Consider the following 12862-nt stretch of genomic DNA (forward strand, 5'->3'; position numbering starts at 1 on the left):
ACGTCCCGTTTCGTGTTCCGGAGCTTTTAGTGTCCTATCCTGCTTTGCCTTATCCGATCTCTGCCTATACGCGTGGTACCGAGTTTGCGCGCCGTTTGGGGCAGCAAATTCTGATTCTGGATGGTGCAATGGGCACCATGATTCAGCGTTACAAATTGGGCGAGGCTGATTTCCGAGGCGAGCGCTTTGCGGAGCATCACAAGGATGTGAAGGGCAATAATGAATTGCTGTCGCTGGTGCGCCCTGACATCATCCGCGAAATTCACGAGAAATATCTGGCCGCCGGGGCCGATGTAATCAGTACCAATACCTTTGGTGCAACAGATATTGCCCAGGGCGACTACGATTTGCAGGGCATCAGCTATGACCTGAACCTGGCATCGGCCCAACTGGCCTGTCAGGCGCGCGATGCTTTCAGCAAACCTGAATGGCCGCGTTTTGTGGCCGGTGCTTTGGGCCCACAGCCCAAGACGGCTTCTATTTCTCCGGATGTTAATGACCCGGCCGCCCGAAACGTCACCTTTGAGCAACTGCGTGTGGCTTACACCGAACAGGTGCGTGCCTTGCTGGATGGTGGCGTCGATATTCTGCTGATCGAAACCGTCTTTGACACGTTGAATGCCAAGGCGGCTGTTTTTGCTCTGGAAACGGTCTTTGATGAACGCGGTGAACGCGTTCCGGTGATGGTGTCGGGCACGGTCACGGATGCCTCGGGCCGTATCTTGTCTGGCCAGACCGTGGAGGCCTTCTGGAACTCCATGCGTCATGCCCGTCCTATTACGATTGGCCTGAACTGTGCCTTGGGCGCTGCCTTGATGCGTCCCTACGTGGCCGAGCTGTCCAAGATTTGTGACACCTATGTGTGTGTCTACCCCAACGCTGGTTTGCCCAACCCCATGGCGGAGACCGGCTTTGACGAGACGCCTGCCGATACCTCCAGCCTGCTGCAAGAATTCACGCAAGCCGGTTTGGTGAATATGGTGGGTGGCTGCTGTGGCACAACGCCAGAGCACATTGCCGCCATTGCCGAGCTGTGCCGCAAGCTGCCTCCCCGCATTGTTCCTGAAGTTCCTGTCAAAACCCGTTTGTCGGGTCTGGAACCACTGAATATTGACGAAGAAACCCTGTTTGTGAACGTGGGTGAACGTACCAACGTCACGGGCAGCAAGGCTTTCTTGCGCCTGATTCAGCAAGAAAACTACGAAGAAGCCTTGTCGGTGGCCCGTCAGCAGGTGGAAAACGGTGCACAGATTATCGACATCAATATGGACGAAGGCATGCTGGACTCGGCAGCCTGTATGCATCGTTTCCTGAACATGATTGCCTCCGAGCCGGATATTGCCCGCGTGCCCATCATGATCGACAGCTCCAAGTGGGATGTGATCGAAACGGGTTTGCGTTGCGTTCAAGGCAAGGCCATCGTGAACTCCATTTCCATGAAAGAGGGCATTGAGCCGTTCCTGGAACATGCTCGTCTGTGTCGTAAATACGGTGCTGCCATTGTTGTGATGGCGTTTGACGAGCAAGGTCAGGCCGATAGTTACGAGCGTCGGGTAGAAATTTGCGAACGCGCCTACCGCTTGCTGGTTGATGAGGTTGGCTTCCCGCCAGAGGATATTATTTTCGACCCCAACGTCTTTGCTGTTGCAACCGGCATGGACGAACATGCGACTTACGGTCTGGACTTTATCCGCGGGGTAGGCTGGATTCACAAGAATCTGCCGCACGCACGCTTGTCGGGCGGTATTTCCAACGTCAGTTTCTCCTTCCGTGGCAACGAAGCCATGCGCGAGGCCATCCACACCGTCTTCCTGTACTACGCGATCCAGGAAGGCCTGACCATGGGTATTGTGAATGCTGGTCAGTTGGGTGTGTACGCCGATATCGAACCGCATCTGCGCGACTTGATCGAAGACGTGATCCTGAATCGGGCCGAGCCCAAAGGAAAAACCGATCCGGCTGACGAACGCACCCCCACTGAACGCCTGGTGGAAATGGCCGAGAGCGTCAAGGGCTCCGGCGCCAAGAAAGAGGAAGACCTGAGCTGGCGCGAAACTACGGTTGAGCAGCGTCTGATCCACTCTTTGGTGCATGGCATTACCAGCTTCATCGTGGAAGATACGGAAGAAGTTCGTCAGAAGATCGATGCCCAGGGTGGTCGCCCCATCAGCGTGATTGAAGGCCCCTTGATGGACGGCATGAACGTGGTGGGCGACCTGTTCGGTCAGGGCAAGATGTTTCTGCCGCAGGTGGTGAAATCTGCGCGTGTGATGAAGCAGGCCGTGGCCCACCTGATTCCCTTTATCGAAGAAGAAAAGCGCCAGATCGAGGCCGCAGGTGGTGATGTGCGCTCCAAAGGCCGCATGGTGATTGCCACGGTGAAGGGCGACGTCCATGACATTGGCAAGAACATTGTTTCCGTGGTGATGCAGTGCAATAACTTTGAAGTGGTCAATATGGGCGTGATGGTGCCTTGTGCCGAGATCCTCGCCAAGGCCAAAGAAGTGGAGGCCGATATCGTGGGCTTGTCCGGTCTGATCACTCCCAGCCTGGAAGAAATGGCCTATGTCGCCTCCGAGATGCAGCGCGACCCGTACTTCCGTGAGCGCAATATTCCTTTGATGATTGGCGGCGCAACCACCAGCCGCGTGCATACGGCGGTGAAGATCGCCCCGCATTACGACGGCCCGGTTATCTATACTCCGGACGCCAGCCGCTGCGTGGGTGTGGCTACCCAACTGGTGTCGGACAATGTGGAAGAGTTTTTGGCTGAAGTGCGCGAGGAATACGAGCAAGTGCGCCAGCGCCATGCCAATCGCAAAGCCACGCCTTTGATCTCGCTGGAAAAAGCGCGCGAAGACAAGCCTGCCATCGACTGGTCCACCTACGTGCCGCCACGCCCTAAATTCATTGGCCGCCGCACCTTCAAAAACTACGACTTGGCCGATATTGCCCAGTTCATCGATTGGACGCCGTTTTTCCAGACTTGGAGCTTGTTCGGCAAGTATCCGGCCATTCTGGAAGACAAGGTGGTGGGCGAGCAGGCCAAGACGCTGTTTGCCGAAGGGCAGGCCATGTTGAAGAAAGTCATTGAAGGTCGCTGGCTGACGGCAAACGGTGTGATTGCGTTCTACCCTGCCAATACCGTCAACGGCGAAGATATCGAGGTCTACTCGGACGAATCACGCAGCGAAGTCCTGTTCACCTGGCGCAACCTGCGCCAGCAAGGCGTCAAGCGTGAAGGCGTGGATAGCAAGTGTCTGGCTGACTACATTGCTCCGAAAGAAAGCGGCGTGGCCGATTACATCGGCATGTTTGCGGTTACTGGCGGGATTGGCGTGGACAAGCTGTCCGAGCGCTTCCAGGCTGCCGGCGACGATTACTCGGACTTGATGATCAAGGCACTGGGCGACCGTTTTGCCGAGGGCTTTGCCGAATGTCTGCATGCTCGCGTACGTACCGACTTGTGGGGCTATGTCACCGACGAGCGCCTGTCCAACGAAGAGCTGATCGACGAGAAGTACCAGGGCATTCGTCCTGCTCCCGGCTATCCGGCCTGCCCGGAGCACGTAGTCAAGCACGATATGTTCCGTGTCCTGCAGTGTGAAGACATCGAGATGTTCATCACCGACAGCTACGCCATGATTCCGGCTTCCAGTGTGTCGGGCTTCTACTTCAGCCACCCGCAGTCCAAGTACTTCAACGTGGGCAATATTGGTGAAGACCAGTTGCAAGACTATATCCAGCGCAGTGGTCGTACGGAAGAAGACGTACGCCGCACCTTGTCGGGCGTATTAGGCTGATATGGGAACGACGGGGCCAACAGGGGCTAATCCGAGCGGCGCCGAGAGCGCCTCTCAAACCCGGCGTCAGGCTTTGGGACGATTTTTGCGTAATGCACGCGAGCGTATCCAGCCTGTAGACCTGGGGCTGGCCCCCGGTGTGCGCCGTCGCACTCCTGGTTTGCGTCGCGAAGAAGTGGCGCAGCTGTGCGATATCAGCACCACCTGGTACACCTGGATCGAGCAGGGTCGCGACGTTACCGTGTCCCCCACGGTCTGCGCCCGCCTGGCAACGGTCCTGAAACTGGCCAGAGCCGAGCGCCACTATCTGTTTGAACTGGCTGATTGCGCCGATCCCGAGCATTGGCAGGGCGATATTCAACCCTTGCCGCAAGGCCTGAGCGCATGCGTCGATAGCATCTCCGCCCCGGCCTACATTCTGGACCGCAGCTGGAACGTACTGGCCCGCAACGAAGCTTTGCTGGGTTTGTTCGATGGCTGGCCCGACCGTAGCGAGCAGCCCAATCTGCTGCGTTATATCTTCCTGGACCCCGCAGCGCGGGAGCTGGTGGTGGACTGGGAGCAGCGCGCCAGCCGCGTCGTGGCCGAGTTCCGCGCTGACGTAGGCGCCCATGCGGACGAGGCCGATATACAGGCTTTGATCCAGGAGTTGGCGCAGCAAAGTCAGGTATTCGCTTTCTGGTGGGGACGCCAGACCGTGGTGGAGCGGGAGGGCGGCTTGCGGGATTTCCGGCACCCCAGCCAGGGAGTGCGCCGCTTTCAGCAATTTACCTTTCGCCTGGCGATACGGCCGGATTGCAAGCTGGTGATGTTGCTGGAGGATGAGGATAAGCCGGCGTAAGCGCAGCTTGAGCAAGACAGCAGCTTGAGCCGCTGCGTGCCTTGCTCCTTCAGTCTTGCTGGCCTACTTCTTCTGCAAAGACTCACCATCACTGACTGACAGCCGGGCAAAGGACAGGCTGGAGATGGCGGTAATAGCACCCAGAATCAAAAACGCCCAGATCGTATCCTGAGTCTCCACACTGCTGGCTCCGCGCAATGCCATACTGACATTCAGCGTTACCGCCGCACATGCTACCCCCAGACTGATAGCCAGTTGCTGCGCCATGGCAGCAAAACTGCTGGCCTGGCTCATGGCCTCAGAATCCAGGTCGGCGTAGGTCAGGGTGTTGACTGCGGTGAACTGCAGGGAGCGGAAAAAACCGCCTGCGGTCAGGACGGCAATCATGAGCCACATGGGCGTGGTGGCCTGGAACATGGCACACAGGGCGATGAACAGGCCCGTCAGCCAAGCGTTGACGATCAGGACTTTGCGAAAACCGTAACGCCGGATGATGGGTGGGGCCACCAGTTTCATGCCCAAGGCACCAATGGCACCGGTGAAGGTGATCAGGCCTGCTGATAATGCGCTCATGCCAAAGTTGGTTTGCAGCATGATGGCCAACAGGAAGGGCGCAGCGCCTAGCGAGAAACGACACAGATTGCCGCCCAGCACGGAAATGGCAAAGGTTTTGGTGCGCAGCAAGGACAAATCAATTATTGGGTAGGCAACTTGCCGGGAGTGCCAGACGTACCATGCGCCAGCGACCAGACCGGCCAGTGTCAGCCAGCCCAAGGTATCCCAGCCCAGGGTGCCATGGCCTACGTTCTCGAAGCTGGTCACCAGAGTGGCCAGACAGATGGCGCTCAAGATAAAGCCCAGCCAGTCCAGGGGCGGGCGCTCTGTGGGGTAGTCCTCGCGGATATAGCGCAGCACCAGGGCAATGCCCAGTATGCCAACGGGGATGTTGATCAGGAAAATCCAGTGCCAGCTGGCGTACGTGACTAAAAAACCACCCACGGGCGGGCCGATGATGGGGCCCAGCAAGGCAGGCAAGGTCAGCACCGCCATAGCGCTTAAAAGCTCATCTTTAGGGACGCGCCGCAGTAAGATAATGCGTCCCACCGGCACCATCATGGCTCCGGCCATGCCTTGTATCACGCGGGAAATGATCAGTTGTGACAGGGTCTGGGACAGGGCACATGCAACAGAACTGGCGGTAAAGAGTAGAATGGCGGCCAGGAACACCTTGCGAGCACCAAAGCGGTCTGCAGCCCATCCACTGATTGGAACGAATACCGCCACGGCCAGCAGGTAGCTGGTAATGATGGTATTCATGCGGATGACGCTGGTATCCAGCGACAAGGCCATCGTGGGCAGGGCAGTGGCTACAACCGTAGAGTCCAGCATTTGCATGAACAATGCACATCCCACAATGTAGGGAATAATGCGTATGGCTCGACGCTCTTGAGGGGACATGGTCGCCGGTTTGGCGGCTTCGGTCTGTTCAGATGCCATGCGGCGAACTCTCTGGTGTGCGGTGCAGTAAACTCAAACTTTTCTGTTATCCAATTTATTTAGGCGTACAGGTATTATGGCAAAGAATTTCGAATCCGAAATTACCCAGTTTCTTAAACAGTATAAAGAGCAGAACGCGGATACCGAAGCACGGCAGCGTGAAGGCCGTTATCGTCTGTGGGACAAGCAGATTGACCAGGAACTGCAAGACGGTTACAAGGCTGCTCGCACGCCTCAGAAACCTTACGTGTACTACGAAAACAACTAAATCTGTACACCTGCGCCTGTGACTGAGATCGCACAGCAGACTGTTGTGGATACGCCAGCTCCTCAGCCCGAGGATGTGCTGGCGCGTCTTTATGGTGAGCCGCTGTTTGCGATCCCTCAGGATCTGTATATTCCGCCTGATGCGCTGGAAGTATTTCTGGACGCCTTTGAAGGCCCGCTGGATCTGTTGCTGTATCTGATCCGCAAGCAAAACTTCAATGTGCTGGATATTCCGATGGCCCAGGTCACCGGGCAGTATCTGGCCTATGTGGAGCAGATCCGCGCCACCAATCTGGAGCTGGCGGGGGAGTATCTCTTGATGGCCGCGCTGCTGATCGAGATTAAATCCCGCATGTTGCTGCCAGTACGGCGCGCTGACACGGGCGAAGAGGTGGATGATCCGCGTGCCGAGCTGGTACGCCGGCTGCTGGAATACGAGCGCATGAAGGAAGGCGCGCGTCGTCTGGACGAGCTACCCTTGATGGGGCGCGATTATCTGCTGGCCAATGCCCAGGCCGAACTGGTTATTGAGGCCATTCCGCCGGAAGTGAATGCGGATGATTTGCGCGAGGCCTGGCTGGGCATCTTGAAGCGTGCCAAGCTCAATGCCAGTCACAAGATTACGCGTGAGCAGTTGTCGGTGCGCGATCACATGAGCCAGATTCTGCGACGTTTGCAGCATGTGCGCTTCATGGAGTTTACAGAGCTGTTTAATGAACGCCTGGATCAGGGTGATCCGGCGGCGGTGCTTGTCGTGCATTTTCTGGCGATGCTGGAATTGGCACGAGAGTCACTGCTTGAAATCACGCAGGCCGAGCCCTACGCTCCTATTTATTTGCGCCTGACTTATATTCGAGCGCAGGCCGATGGGCCTGATCTTATTCCGTAGCGGAGAATTTTTTGAAAGTCGTCCATAACATCCAAGAACTGCGCGATCAGCTCCAGGGCCAGACACGCGTGGCATTTGTTCCAACCATGGGGAATCTGCATCGAGCTCACCTGGACTTGATGAAGTTGGCTCGTCAGCATGGCGATCCGGTGGTGGCCAGTATTTTTGTGAACCGCCTGCAGTTTGGCCCTAACGAGGATTTTGATCGTTACCCGCGCACTTTGCAGGAAGATGCGGCCAAGATGGAGCAGGAGCGCGATGTGTATGTTTTGTTTGCTCCTTCGGAGCGCGAGATGTACCCCGAGCCACAGAGTTTTCGCGTCAGCCCGCCTGATCATTTGGGTCGCATTCTGGAAGGCCACTTCCGTCCCGACTTCTTTGAAGGTGTGTGTACGGTTGTGTTGAAGCTATTTTCCTGTGTGCAGCCGCGTGTGGCTGTATTTGGGAAGAAGGATTATCAGCAGTTGATGGTGGTGCGCCAGATGGTGCGTCAGTTCCAGTTGCCGGTAGAGATTCTGGCTCACGAGACGGTGCGGGAAGAGGATGGTTTGGCCATGTCTTCGCGTAATCGCTATTTGAGTCCCGAGGAACGCGCTCAGGCTCCGCAGATTTATTACGCACTGCAGGAAATGAATGAGCGTTTGCAGCAAGGTCAAAGCCGCGAGGAGATCGAGGCTTATGCGACCAAGAAGATGACGGATCTGGGCTGGAAGGTGGACTATATGGCCTTGCGTCGTCAGTCGGATTTGCTGGAACCGACGCCAGAGCAAATTGCAGCTGGTGAACCGTTGGTGGCATTGGCTGCTGCCAAATTGGGCGCGACGCGTTTGATCGACAACCTGGAAATGGTTAAAGCCTGATTTCTTGTGTTGTTTGGTGAGAAAAGCACAGTTTTTACTGTGCTTTTTTTATATCTGCGTGGTTTATTTTTGCAGTCTTTGTCTTTGTCTTTGTCTTTGTCTTTGTCTTTGCCTGGTTCTTTGATTGGGGTGGTGGCAGTTCAGGCCCATTCATGCCAGGGAGGGACTCAGTAAGACGCCACTCTGACGCGCAGCTCTGGGGGGCGGCTGACTACTTGCCGGTGCTGCGCACCGGTGCCCTTGTCGAGAGATAGCTACGGGCGCACCCTGAACTCACCCGGTACTTGGTCCCCCGGACCAAGTACAAGCGTCGGGTTCAAACAGCAGGGTGCTTGCATCCCTGCGCTATCTCCCGCCCGCGGCAAGCAGTCTGAATCGCCGCCCCCCAGAGCTGCGCGTCAGAGTGGCTCATGGCCGTGAATGCTCATCTCTGCTGGCAGTTTATGGGGCCGGGTTTGTTGTGTTGCGTTGTGGTGAGGTGTTTGACCGATCCGGGGGGGGGACCCAGGTGATTGTTGTGTTTCTTGGGGGGATGAGGCTGTAGCTTTGTCTGCGTTTATCCCCAATTTGAGGCGTAAAAAGATGGTTTTCCGACGCATTGAAAACCGTGTATCTATATTAGTCCTGTGACAAAAACATCCCGTACAAGTTAACAGTCGCGTAGTCCCTGCCTAAAATGACAAACTCTGTCTATGGTTGATTTTTCACATCGCAGGCGGCCTGTTCGCCTGGTACAGATATACGAGACTGACATGGTATTGAATAGTCATTTGCCCGCCTCTGTGCTGTTTGAAAGTTTGACTCCGCGCGAGCGCGACGTGCTGTCTTATATCGCCATCGGCAAGGCGAACAAGGTGATTGCGGCTGAATTGGCGATTTCCCAGCGTACGGTGGAGGCGCATCGGGCACGCGTTTTTCAGAAGTTACGCGTGCGCAATGCGGTTGAATTGACCCGCTTTGTGTTTAGCGAGCCGGGCTTGCGCGATGTGCTGCCGCCCAGCCTGGTGGGCAGCCTGTCTATGCCTTAGATTAGCGGCAGGCAGGAGTGGCCTGGCCGTCCAGCTCGCTGATCGGGTCGATGTCGGCTTGGCGAGTCAGGTGGCTCTCCAGCGTAGGGCGTTGCTGGTTAAAGGTGTGAATGCGCAGTACGTTGTTGTTCACAAAGCTCAGATCGGCCAAGGTCGAGTCGTTGTTGGCCAGCAAAGCGATGCGGGTAGGCTGTGTGCCGATAGGTACCCAGCAGCCGCTCATGCGGTGTTCTTCGCCAGCGCCCAGCGGGGTGGCACGCAAGCGCCATTGGCCAGCAGGAGCCAGGGTTACGCTGATTTTGTAGGGCTCACATGCGCCGCCTTGTGGTGGGCAGGACAGGGTGCCCAGAAAGGTTTTGGGCTCGGCCAGCTCTGGAACGCTACGGTCGACCATGGCGGCAGGCTGCTGGGCGCGGGCCGGTGTAATGGCGTGCAGGCCTTCCTGGTTACCGAAGCCTAAATTGATTTGCGAGGGGGCACGGGCGGTGCCGCTACCTTGCGCTTGGCGCAGGGCGTCTTTCTGGGTGGAGTCACGACCCTCGTTAGGGGTAGGCTGAACGGGTGCCTGGGCACATGCTGCCAGCAAAACGACCGAAAGCAAGGTAAGGGAACGCAGGGGGGAAATCTTGGTGAAAGACATGGCGGGCTTCCGTGGACTGGTTGATAGCTGAATTCTACGCTAGACCTGGGGCGGCGGGACAGTATCAGGTCTATTCAGGGTAGGAGGATTGGCGCGGGTACGTTACAGTTTTGTTTTTTATCCGTGGATTGCGCATGCTGACAATTGGGCTGACTGGTGGAATTGGATCGGGCAAAAGCCAGGTGGCCAATTTTTTTGCCTCTTGGGGGGCGGCTGTCGTGGATACGGATGTCATCGCGCATGAGTTGACCGCGCCCGGTGGTCTGGCCATTGAGCCGATTCGCGCTGCCTTTGGGGCACAGGCCTTGGCCGCGGATGGTTCCATGGACCGGGATTGGATGCGGGCCTGTGTATTTGCCGATCCTGATGCCCGTCATCGACTCGAGGCGATCATTCATCCCCTGATTTGGAACGTAACAAAAGCACAGACCTTGAAAGCGCAAGGATGTTATCTTGTTGTGGTTGTACCCTTGCTGGTGGAATCAGGACGATGGCGAGACCGTGTGGACCGGATTTGCGTTGTGGATTGTGATGAAGCGACCCAGATCGAGCGTGTTCAAAAGCGCAACGGGCTGGCAGTGGCCACAATTGAACGTATCATGGCAGCACAGGCGCAACGTCAGCAGCGCCTGGATGTGGCCGACGACGTGGTTCTGAATGACGGGCAGACGACTTTGCCCCTGTTGGAAGAGCGGGCGCGAGCAGTACACCAACGCTGGTGTGCCTTGACTGCCTGACAACACGACGTGTCTGACCCTCCAGTCGACAGAAAAAGGTTTTTAAACGCGTGACTCTATACGAATACCCCTGCAATGAGCGTGTCCGGGCTTTACTGAGAGTCGAATACTTGTTCGATAGGCTGTTTCATTTTTCGGCCAACCAGGATGCGTACTCGCATCAGATCGCTGTAGCGACTTTGTTTGATTTACTGGACATCTCGGATCGAACCGATTTGCGTTCTGCTGTTCTTCAAGACCTGGAGCGTCAGCGCGTGGCGCTGGCTGCGCTGCGTGAACACCCCGGTGTTCAGTTGCAGGCGCTGGACAAGATGATTGAACAAATTGTGCGCGCTTCTGCTGACCTCTCGGCCCAGGGACGGGTGGGGCAGGGCCTGCGTGAAAATGAATGGTTGGCCAGTTTGCGGGGCCGGGTTGCTGTGCCCGGTGGTACGTCGCAGGTGGACATGCCTTCTTATTATTCCTGGCAACAGCGCCCCGATGCCGATCGTGTCCAGGATTTGCGCCGTTGGTCCGAGTCTTTCCTGCCACTGTATCAAGGTCTGGCCTTGATTTTGCGCTTGCTGCGTCAGTCGGGTGACTCGGCAGACCAACTGGCCCGTGACGGTTCCTATCAAGAAATGCTGGCAGGCAAGACCTTCCAGTTGCTGCGGGTGTGGGTGGACGCCGGTGCGTGCATCTATCCGGAAATGAGCGCTAACCGCTACGTCATCTGGATACGCTTTGTGCAGCAAGATAATCAATTGAAACCGCAGGCCGTGACGGGGGATATCCCCTTCAGGCTGGCCCGTTGCAACTTCGGCTGAAAACGCTGTTCATATAAGGTTCAGACTGCCGCTTTTATACTTGCTGTGCCAGCGTGGTCTAGCAGGGATGCGGTTTTGTCAGCGCTTGTATCTCTTTATCGTTTGAAACTAATTGCTATCGTGTTTTGGCTGCATAATGCGTGTCGCCGTCACGATCGGTAGTGCTTAAACGCTGATTTAGACCGTGCATAGAGACAATCAAGTTTTAGCCGGGGAGTATTCATGTCGGAGTTGAACACAGGCAGAGGTCGGCGGTCCCGATCCTTCTATGTCTGGGTGGTGGTGGGGCTGCTGGTGACAGCAGGCCTCGTTTATTACGCCCTGTCTTCCCCTTCCAGCACGTCCACTCCCATGCGCGGGCCTCGCGGCATGATGGGGGCGACTAAAGTCCCGGTGCAGGTGTCCACGGTCAAGGAAGGCCTGATCGACCAAACGGTCAATGCGATTGCCACGGTCAAGCCTTTGCAAACAGTCGCCGTGCGCGGTGAAGTTGATGGTGTGCTCGAACGCATCCACTTCAAGGACGGCCAACGTGTGAAGGCCGGCGATTTGCTGGCCGAGATTGATCCGCGTACCTATCAGGTGCAACTGGATCAGGCGCGTGGCCAATTGGCGCAGAATCAGGCTCAGCTCAAAGGGGCGCAGCAGGAACTGGCTCGCCACCGCGTCCTGTTTCAACAGAATTCTATTGCTCGCCAGGCCTTGGAAACCAAGGAAACGGCCGTTCAGCAACTGCAGGCACAGATCAAATCCAATCAAGCAGAGGTGGCCCGTGCGCAGGTCCAGCTGGATCGCACTCGTATTACGGCGCCTTTGGATGGCCGCCTGGGTTTGCGCAAGCTGGATCAGGGCAATCTGGTGTCTGCCGGTAGTACTGATGGGATTGTCGTCATTACCCAGACGGATCCCATAGGCGTGGAGTTCTCCTTGCCGCAGAATCAATTGAGCAGCCTGCTGGAGGCCATGAAACAAAGCGAATCGCCTTTGCGGGTGTCCCTGATCGACAGCAAGGGACAGCTCTTGTCGGACAAGGGCCGTTTGCAGGCACTGGATAACCAGATCGACATCAATACCGGCACGCTGAAAGTGAAGGCCGAATTTGATAATGCCGATGAAACCTTGTTTGCTAATCAGTTTGTCAATTCCCGTGTCTTTTTGGGCCAGGAACAAGGCTTGCTGATCCCATCGCACGCGGTGCAACGGGGTTCGGTGGGCACGTATGTGTACACCCTGGATGCCGAGGACAAGGTCCATATCCAGGTGGTGGAATTGGGTACGGCCACGCTGGAATTGACCTTGATTAAAACCGGCCTGAAAGAGGGCGATCGTGTGGTGGTTGAAGGGACTGACCGTTTGCGTGAAGGCTCGGAGGTCGAGGTGATGCAGCAAGATGGTCAGGCCAAGGAAAAGCCTGCGCCCGATGATGCCGCCGACAAGCCAGAGCAAGGCAAACGTCCGGGTGAGGGTCGCCGTCCACGTCCTGCAAGCGAGTAA

Annotated in this window: 11 protein-coding genes; 9 read left to right on the forward strand and 2 right to left on the reverse strand. The window is 56.6% G+C overall.

Annotated elements, in window-relative coordinates:
- Positions 1–29: 29 nt before the first annotated feature.
- Both metH and M2Q46_RS14925 read left to right on the forward strand, forming a co-directional pair.
- Positions 30–3803, forward strand: a complete 3774-nt coding sequence (gene metH, locus M2Q46_RS14920; RefSeq protein ID WP_251196794.1) for a methionine synthase — start codon at positions 30–32, stop codon at positions 3801–3803.
- 1 nt (position 3804) lies between these two features.
- Entirely contained in the window at positions 3805–4644 is an 840-nt protein-coding gene (locus M2Q46_RS14925) for a helix-turn-helix transcriptional regulator (RefSeq protein ID WP_251196795.1), read from the forward strand.
- 63 nt (positions 4645–4707) lie between these two features.
- On the opposite strand, the gene M2Q46_RS14930 is transcribed toward M2Q46_RS14925, so the two are convergent.
- Positions 4708–6141: a DHA2 family efflux MFS transporter permease subunit gene (locus tag M2Q46_RS14930; protein ID WP_239054687.1), complete on the reverse strand. Its 1434-nt coding sequence runs from the start codon at positions 6139–6141 to the stop codon at positions 4708–4710.
- Positions 6142–6217: 76 nt separating this feature from the next.
- Between M2Q46_RS14930 and M2Q46_RS14935 the strand changes: the two genes are divergently transcribed.
- From M2Q46_RS14935 to M2Q46_RS14950, 4 genes are all read left to right on the forward strand, one after another.
- Positions 6218–6409: a DUF3460 family protein gene (locus tag M2Q46_RS14935; protein WP_009458738.1), complete on the forward strand. Its 192-nt coding sequence runs from the start codon at positions 6218–6220 to the stop codon at positions 6407–6409.
- Positions 6410–6454: 45 nt separating this feature from the next.
- Positions 6455–7297, forward strand: coding sequence for a ScpA family protein (locus M2Q46_RS14940; RefSeq protein WP_009458739.1), 843 nt, complete (start codon positions 6455–6457; stop codon positions 7295–7297).
- Positions 7298–7308: 11 nt separating this feature from the next.
- Positions 7309–8157 (forward strand): pantoate--beta-alanine ligase, encoded by an 849-nt coding sequence (gene panC / locus M2Q46_RS14945; RefSeq protein ID WP_009458740.1) that lies wholly within the window; start codon positions 7309–7311, stop codon positions 8155–8157.
- 752 nt (positions 8158–8909) lie between these two features.
- On the forward strand, positions 8910–9185 hold the full coding sequence (locus tag M2Q46_RS14950; protein WP_035270375.1) for a response regulator transcription factor: 276 nt from the start codon (positions 8910–8912) through the stop codon (positions 9183–9185).
- Between the two features lies 1 nt (position 9186).
- On the opposite strand, the gene M2Q46_RS14955 is transcribed toward M2Q46_RS14950, so the two are convergent.
- Positions 9187–9825 (reverse strand): hypothetical protein, encoded by a 639-nt coding sequence (locus M2Q46_RS14955; protein ID WP_009458742.1) that lies wholly within the window; start codon positions 9823–9825, stop codon positions 9187–9189.
- 134 nt (positions 9826–9959) lie between these two features.
- Between M2Q46_RS14955 and coaE the strand changes: the two genes are divergently transcribed.
- The 3 genes from coaE to M2Q46_RS14970 all read left to right on the forward strand — a co-directional run bounded on the left by coaE (position 9960) and on the right by M2Q46_RS14970 (position 12862).
- Positions 9960–10562 (forward strand): dephospho-CoA kinase, encoded by a 603-nt coding sequence (coaE, locus tag M2Q46_RS14960; protein ID WP_009458744.1) that lies wholly within the window; start codon positions 9960–9962, stop codon positions 10560–10562.
- Positions 10563–10612: 50 nt separating this feature from the next.
- Positions 10613–11368: a cell division protein ZapD gene (zapD, locus tag M2Q46_RS14965; protein ID WP_026484449.1), complete on the forward strand. Its 756-nt coding sequence runs from the start codon at positions 10613–10615 to the stop codon at positions 11366–11368.
- 222 nt (positions 11369–11590) lie between these two features.
- Positions 11591–12862, forward strand: a complete 1272-nt coding sequence (locus M2Q46_RS14970; RefSeq protein ID WP_302357584.1) for an efflux RND transporter periplasmic adaptor subunit — start codon at positions 11591–11593, stop codon at positions 12860–12862.

The sequence above is a fragment of the Alcaligenes sp. YSL9 genome (assembly GCF_030515105.1).
GTDB classification, from domain to species: Bacteria; Pseudomonadota; Gammaproteobacteria; order Burkholderiales; family Burkholderiaceae_B; genus Alcaligenes; species Alcaligenes phenolicus.